This window comes from Pseudolabrys taiwanensis (genome assembly GCF_003367395.1).
Lineage (GTDB): Bacteria > Pseudomonadota > Alphaproteobacteria > Rhizobiales > Xanthobacteraceae > Pseudolabrys > Pseudolabrys taiwanensis.
This window is the reverse complement of sequence record NZ_CP031417.1, coordinates 5,587,176-5,593,641: the sequence shown is the minus strand read 5'-3', so window position 1 is coordinate 5,593,641 and position 6,466 is coordinate 5,587,176. Positions and strand designations below refer to the sequence as shown.

The 6,466-nt window shown below is 58.4% G+C and carries 7 protein-coding genes; 1 reads left to right on the top strand and 6 read right to left on the bottom strand.

What is annotated here, in order from left to right:
- The 6 genes from DW352_RS26555 to DW352_RS26530 all read right to left on the bottom strand — a co-directional run.
- On the bottom strand, positions 1 to 1,073 hold a 1,073-nt coding region (locus DW352_RS26555), incomplete at its 3' end, for a PfkB family carbohydrate kinase (RefSeq protein ID WP_115694158.1).
- A gap of 3 nt (positions 1,074 to 1,076) precedes the next feature.
- Positions 1,077 to 2,078: an SDR family NAD(P)-dependent oxidoreductase gene (locus DW352_RS26550; protein ID WP_115694157.1), complete on the bottom strand. Its 1,002-nt coding sequence runs from the start codon at positions 2,076 to 2,078 to the stop codon at positions 1,077 to 1,079.
- 16 nt (positions 2,079 to 2,094) lie between these two features.
- Positions 2,095 to 3,162 carry an NAD-dependent epimerase/dehydratase family protein gene (locus tag DW352_RS26545; RefSeq protein WP_245434261.1) on the bottom strand — a complete coding sequence of 356 codons (1,068 nt, stop codon included), beginning with the start codon at positions 3,160 to 3,162 and terminating at the stop codon, positions 2,095 to 2,097.
- Positions 3,163 to 3,186: 24 nt separating this feature from the next.
- Positions 3,187 to 3,936: a transaldolase gene (locus tag DW352_RS26540; protein WP_115694155.1), complete on the bottom strand. Its 750-nt coding sequence runs from the start codon at positions 3,934 to 3,936 to the stop codon at positions 3,187 to 3,189.
- Positions 3,933 to 4,460 carry a D-glycero-alpha-D-manno-heptose-1,7-bisphosphate 7-phosphatase gene (locus DW352_RS26535; protein ID WP_210209901.1) on the bottom strand — a complete coding sequence of 176 codons (528 nt, stop codon included), beginning with the start codon at positions 4,458 to 4,460 and terminating at the stop codon, positions 3,933 to 3,935. The genes DW352_RS26540 and DW352_RS26535 overlap by 4 nt, the downstream gene beginning before the upstream one ends.
- A 29-nt stretch (positions 4,461 to 4,489) precedes the next feature.
- Entirely contained in the window at positions 4,490 to 5,074 is a 585-nt protein-coding gene (locus tag DW352_RS26530; protein ID WP_115694618.1) for an SIS domain-containing protein, read from the bottom strand.
- 434 nt (positions 5,075 to 5,508) lie between these two features.
- On the opposite strand from DW352_RS26530, the gene DW352_RS26525 reads away from it, so the two are divergent.
- Positions 5,509 to 6,465, top strand: coding sequence for an MraY family glycosyltransferase (locus tag DW352_RS26525; protein ID WP_245434260.1), 957 nt, complete (start codon positions 5,509 to 5,511; stop codon positions 6,463 to 6,465).
- The last annotated feature ends 1 nt before the right edge of the window (position 6,466 follow it).

The window sequence follows — 6,466 nt, the reverse complement described above, 5'->3', positions numbered from 1 at the left end:
GCTGGCAAAGCCTTGATTAGCGGCGGAATGGTCTCACGATTGAACATCCCATGACGGAAATCGCTAAACACAACGATATCCGCCGGCGTATCCGCGACCTGACTGCAGAGAGCCTTAAGGATACGCTCGGAAATCGAACGGTTGTCGAGCGTATCAACTTTTAAGAGGTTGTAGCCGCCGGCAATGATGGCGTTCTTGTTAGTCGTCGGCCGCGTTTGATCAACGATCGGGATACACTCTACCCCGGCCGCCTCCAGGTCCTTCAGCGCGAAATCGGCGAGATTGTCGTTGCCGAGGACCGTCGAAAACACGACCTCCGCACCAGCAGCCTTGAGGTGCTTGGCAACAATACCGGCACCACCGACGAAATCGTGCTTGTTCTCGAACCTCACGCTCATCGTCGGCGTCTTGGTCATACCGCCGATCAGCGTCGTATGCGTGTAGCTGTCGACGATCGTGTCGCCGACTACGTGCACGCGTAGTCCCTTAAGCTTGTCCACGGCACTGCGCAGGTCGTCAAAGGTAAGCCCTTCGGCCTCCAGGAGTGCCATCAACTTCTCGGTTGCAATCGCTGGCGGCTCGAGCTCGATGATGTTGGACGAGGAGTATACGATATCGCCCGGCGTGAAGATGATCTCGCCGCCGTAAGCCTCGACGGCCTGCTTCTCCTCGGCTGTCCGCGGATGTAGACCACCCTTGGTGTACTCATAGCCTTTGGCGAAATAGTCGGGCTTGATAACGCTGATGTTCTTCAGCGGCGTCGGATTACTGTCAATGACGACGTAGTCGACCATTTCGAGCGCAGCAAGATTAAATGCCCGCAGCTCCTGCGGTACAAACGGCCGAAAGTTGGCCTTCACGATGTGCGCGTCGGCAGTCAAGCTTGCGATCAGGATGTCGCCCTTGCTCTTTGCGTAGAGCAGATGACGGACGTGCCCAGGGTGTACGATGTCAAAGGTCCCATGGCACATGATGACCTTCTTTTGACGCGGCGGCGCGCCGATCGCAGCGGCAATTTCGGCTGCCGACTTGACCTTGTGGCTTACGATCTTTTTGCTCGCTTCGTCCATCATGGCTCAGCCCCGCGGCGACAACGCTTCAAACCAACCGGCAGTAGCCTTAGCTATAGAATCCGGATCCCAAAGCGGCGCATCGCGCCAGTAATCGATCTCCGCAACGATCCTGCCAACGCCCTCTTCGAAGCTCACCTGCTGCTTCCAACCGAGATCGTTCGTAATCTTGGAAATATCGGCAAAAGTGACGTCCGGCTCTCCCGGACGCTTGGGAATGTGCACCACCGGTCCGCCCAAAAGCGAGACCAGCTTATTGACCGACTGCGGGTCACCCGCACCAAGATTCCAGATCTCGCCGACCTTGTCCGTGATCGCGGCCGCGTAGAAGGCCCGGGCAACATCGGTAACGTAAAGGAAATCACGCCGCTGGGAGCCATCCCCAACGACGGTGAACGGCTTGCCGGCAAGCTTCTGTTTGAGAAACACACCGAACACCGCGCCATAGGCGCCTGAAGTACGCGAGCGCGTGCCGTATGCGTTGAAGATGCGGATCGCATTGACCGGCAGATTGTAGACACGCTGCCAGTGGAACGCAGCCTGTTCGCCCTGGTACTTCGACAGCGCATAGGGATACTGCGGATCGATCGGGTGATCCTCGCGCGTCGGCGTCTGCGCCAACCCGTAGCAAGATGATGAAGCCGCGTAGACGAACTTTTTTACGCCCGCACGCCTAGCGCACTCGAGCATATGCACGGTGCCCTGCACGTTCGCCGACATGTATTCCATCGGCCGTTCGATCGAGGGCACGATGTCGCCGATGCCGGCAAAGTGAATGACATAGTCAACGCCGTCGAACAGCGAGTCGCCGGGCTGATACTCGCGGATATCGGACGCGCGGAAGGTGAAGCGCGGATTGTCCTTGTGGTGCGCGATATTCGCCTCGCGACCACCGACCAAGCTATCGATGACGCGGACTTCGTAGCCCTCGTCGATCAGCAGATCGACCATGTGGCTCCCGATGAATCCGGCACCACCGGTGACAATCGCGGTCTTGCGCGCGGTCATTTTTCAGCCAATCTTCTTACTTCGCGCCAATCTTCTTCATCGTGCGGACGTTGTAATACCAGTCCTCATCGAAGCTATTCGGCAGCATGTAGTTCTTGAAGGCGCGGCACAGATCGCGAACAGCATCCTCGATCGTACGCTTGGCCGTGAAGCCCAGCACGCGCTTAATTTTATCCGAATTGACGTGATACGAGCGATTATCGTCCGACGGCGTGGTGACGATGCCGATCTCGCCCTTCTCCGGGAAGGTCTCTTCGACGACCTTTTTCACGATCTGCGCGATGTTGGCAATCGAGTGATTCTGAAAGCCGATGTTGAAGGTTTCGCCTTGAATCTTCTCGTGCGGAGCCTCGAGCATGAGCTGATAGGCGTCGACCATATCCTCAACATGCAGGTTCGGACGCATTTGCGTGCCACCAAACACCGTGATCACACCCTTGTTGATGGCGTGATTGGTCAGAATATTGACCGAGAGATCGAGACGCGTGCGCGGACTATAGCCGCAGACCGTCGCCGGGCGAATGGTAACGCAGGTGAAGTTGTCAGCCTTGTGCTGCCACAGCACCGGCTCGCACATGCCCTTGAACTTGTTGTACAGCGTGAGCGGAACGAGCGGATGATCTTCGGTAACGTTCGGCGAGTCGCTGACGCCGTAAACCGAGCTAGATGAGCAATAAACGAAGCGATTCACGCCTGCGCTCTTCGCCGCCACGACGATCGACTCAAAGCAATCGAAGTTGATGGTCTTCGACAAATTCTCATCAAGTTCGAAGCTCGCGTCGTTGGAGATGCAAGCGAGGTGCAGGACCGCGTCCTGCCCTTTCATCGCTTCGGCGATCTTCGCCGTATCGCGAATATCTCCTTTGATGACGCGCAGCTTGGGGTCGTTTGGCAGGCGGCAACCAAAGAAAAGAGAGTCATAGACGGTGACATTATAACCCGCCGCAAGCAGGCGCGGCGTCAACACGTGACCGACATAACCCGCACCGCCGGTGACGAGAACGTTCTTGAATTTGGAAGCCATACGACCTTGATCCCCCAGAAACGCTGCTCGGCGACCACCCCCATCGAGGCGCCCTGCCACGATCTCTCAGCAGTTGAGCATTTATTATGAGGCTGCGCGTTTGGCCGCAAGCGGAATATTGAACCCCGCCGAGACCGCATCATTGTGGAACATCGTTACGGTCTCTCTCGAATACTCGTCGAGATCTTTAGCGACTAGCGACAACTTCTTCAGGTGATCGCCCGTCACTGTAATAATGTGACATCCAATTTGATCCGCCTGGAAGATGTTCAGAACCTCGCGGGGACTCGCCCACAAAAGCTCTGCCTTTGGCAGGCCCGCGAGCCGATGAAGCGACTCCGCCATATGCGGAACTGGATCCCGACCGGTGTCCGCGATACGGCCGGCGAACACCGACACGACCGCTGGGACATCGGCGGACAACGCAGCGCCGACACGCGAAACCTGATCCAACGTCATGATGGCAGTGACATTGAGTTTAATTCCCGCATGCGCGAGCGTGGCTAGAAGCGGACCAGCGAATTCACCTTTTGTATTGCTCACGGGAATCTTGACATAAACGTTGTCGCCCCAAGACGCGATCTCACGAGCTTGATCTTCCATGGTCGGAAAATCGTCGGCAAAGACCTCAAACGAGATCGGCCGATCGGGAATGGCCTTAAGAACCTCGAGTGCAAATGCCTTGTAGTCGTTGATGCCCGCTTGACGCATCAGCGTTGGGTTCGTCGTGAAACCCTTGATCAGGGGATTTGAAGCGGCCGTGCGCATGGCCTTGAGATCGGCCCCATCCGCATAGATCTTGATCTTCAGTTGCTCGACGCTCGGCGCGTTCATGTCCCTATTCCTTCAGCAGCTTGGTTATCTGACCTGCCATCAATGATCACGGCAGCGGCCTCCACAAGCGATCGCACGGTCGCGGTGGGGCGCAATGGACCGTCCTGCTCATAGCCGCAATCGACGAGAATCGTCAAACACCCGGCATTTCTTCCCGATTCGATGTCGCGCCAGCGGTCCCCGACGACATAACTCTTGGGAAGGTCGATATCGAATTCCCGCGCGGCATCGAGGATCATCCCAGGCCGCGGCTTCCGGCAAAGGCAATTGTCAGCATCAACATGGAAGCATGCTTTAATGTCATCTAGCGGCATTTGGTTGCGGAGTTCCGCATGCATTGCCTTTATCGTTTCCGCACTGATGTGCCCGGTCCGCACATCGGGCTGGTTCGTAACGACAACAATCAGAAATCCGGCGTCCTTCAGACGCTGTACCGCCTCAGTGACGCCAGGCAGCAGACGAAAATCCTCCATCCGCCGCGGCGCGACAGGCCTGCCGTCGCGCTCGACGTTGGCATTGATCACGCCGTCGCGGTCTAGGAAGACAGCCCGCCTCACCATTTAGTAGCCATCTTCTGCAGCTTCGGATGCGATACGAGGCAATGCCAGACGACGCCCTGAAAGGCTTCAGCGTGCGGTGTCACGCGCGACTCTGCGACGGTCGGAATAACGACGACGACGTCCCCGGCCTTCTTTGTATAACCGCCGTCGCGTCCGACGATCCCCAAAACTTTAAGTCCACGCGCCTTCGCCTCCTGGATGGCGCTGACAATGTTGGGGCTGACATTTTTTTCCAGATTGCCGCCACCGACCGAGAAAATGAGAACCGCATCTTTGGCGTTGGCACGACTGACTTTGAGCCATTCGGAGAAAACGGTCGGCCAGCCTTCATCGTTTGTGCGCGCAGTCAATTCGGAGACGTTGTCCGTCGGCGCATAGGCTTCGATGCCGCACAATTTACGAAAGTCATTAACGGCGTGACCGCAGTTTCCCGCGCTACCGCCGACGCCAAGGATAAACAGGCGCCCTTCCTGTTCCCGCAATTGCACCAGTTCGTTGCACAGTGCCTCAATTTCGTCGGGCACAAGCTGGTCGGCAATCTGGGATACTTCCTGCAGGAACGTAGCGGCGTGCGTCATCAACATAGCCCCTTAGTCTTCGACACTATTGGCATGGCGGAGTATAAGCGCCCCGTGGTGCCTTAAAATTAGGCTCCCGTGTCTGCCCCGCCCGGCAAGCGCTATTAGCACACGCGATACCGCGTGCCGAGTTGTATTTGGCGGCGTTTTGCGATTTCTGAGAGATGTTAAGGCGGATTTGGTCGCCACTAACCCTCCGGGGGCCGCGTCGCCGGACCGTCGCTTTCTCACCCAATGTCGCAAAAGCATCATAGACCCGCTCGACCAATCAAGGTCAAACCGCCGCGAAGGTATCGGGTTGCATTTGGCGGACAAACCCGAAAAGTCGAAGCAGCATTGAATACCTATTTTAGGCTTATACCGATTACGACACGTGCCAGACGATGATCCTCACTTACCCCCAACTTGCATTGGTTTCCGTCGTCGGCGCGGCGATGTCCGCAGCACTTATCGTCGCTCTCCGTCCTATCCTGGTTCGCTACGCCCTCGCCCGCCCTAACGCGCGCTCCTCACACAAGGTGCCCACGCCACAAGGCGGCGGCATCGCGGTGATCGCATCGGTCGTCCTGGCGACAAGCATCTTTACCCTCGTGGCGCCGGGAGCGCCGGACCCTTCGCTGGTCGTCATCTGCATCGCAACCATCGTGCTCGCCGTCACCGGCGCGGCAGACGACATTCGTCCTCTCACGCCGCTGTCGCGGCTCATCATCCAGTCGGCGGCGGTGCTCGCCATGCTGTATGCCCTGCCTGCCGACCTGCACATCGTTCCCGCATTGCCGTGGTGGCTGGAACGCGCCGCGCTGTTCGTGGGCAGCCTTTGGCTCGTCAATCTCACCAATTTCATGGATGGCATCGACTGGATGACCGTCGCCGAGGTCGTGCCGGTCGCCATGGCGCTCGCGCTCTTCGGCTTCTTCGGCGCACTACCGGCAGCGGCAACGCTCGTCGCGCTGGCGCTGTGCGGTGCCATGCTCGGCTTTGCGCCCTTCAACATGCCCGTCGCCAGGCTGTTTCTGGGCGATGTCGGTAGCCTGCCTATCGGCCTCTTGCTCGCCTGGCTGCTGATCCTTCTCGCGCAGGACCATCTCGCCGCGGCGATCCTCTTGCCGCTTTACTACGCGGCGGACGCGACCATCACACTCGCCCGCCGCGCCGCGACGGGGGCCCAACTCACGCAGGCGCACCGCGACCATTTCTATCAGCACGCGCTCGACGGCGGCATGACCGTCATGGCGATCGTAAGCCGCGTATTCTGGCTCAACGTCGCGCTGGCTTTGCTGGCCGCGGCAACCTTGGTGAATACGTCGCTTGCGCTGCACGTCGGCGCGATCATCTTGGGCTGCGTTCTGGTCGGCCTGACGCTGCTGCGTTTCGAGCGCGCGAAAACCTAGC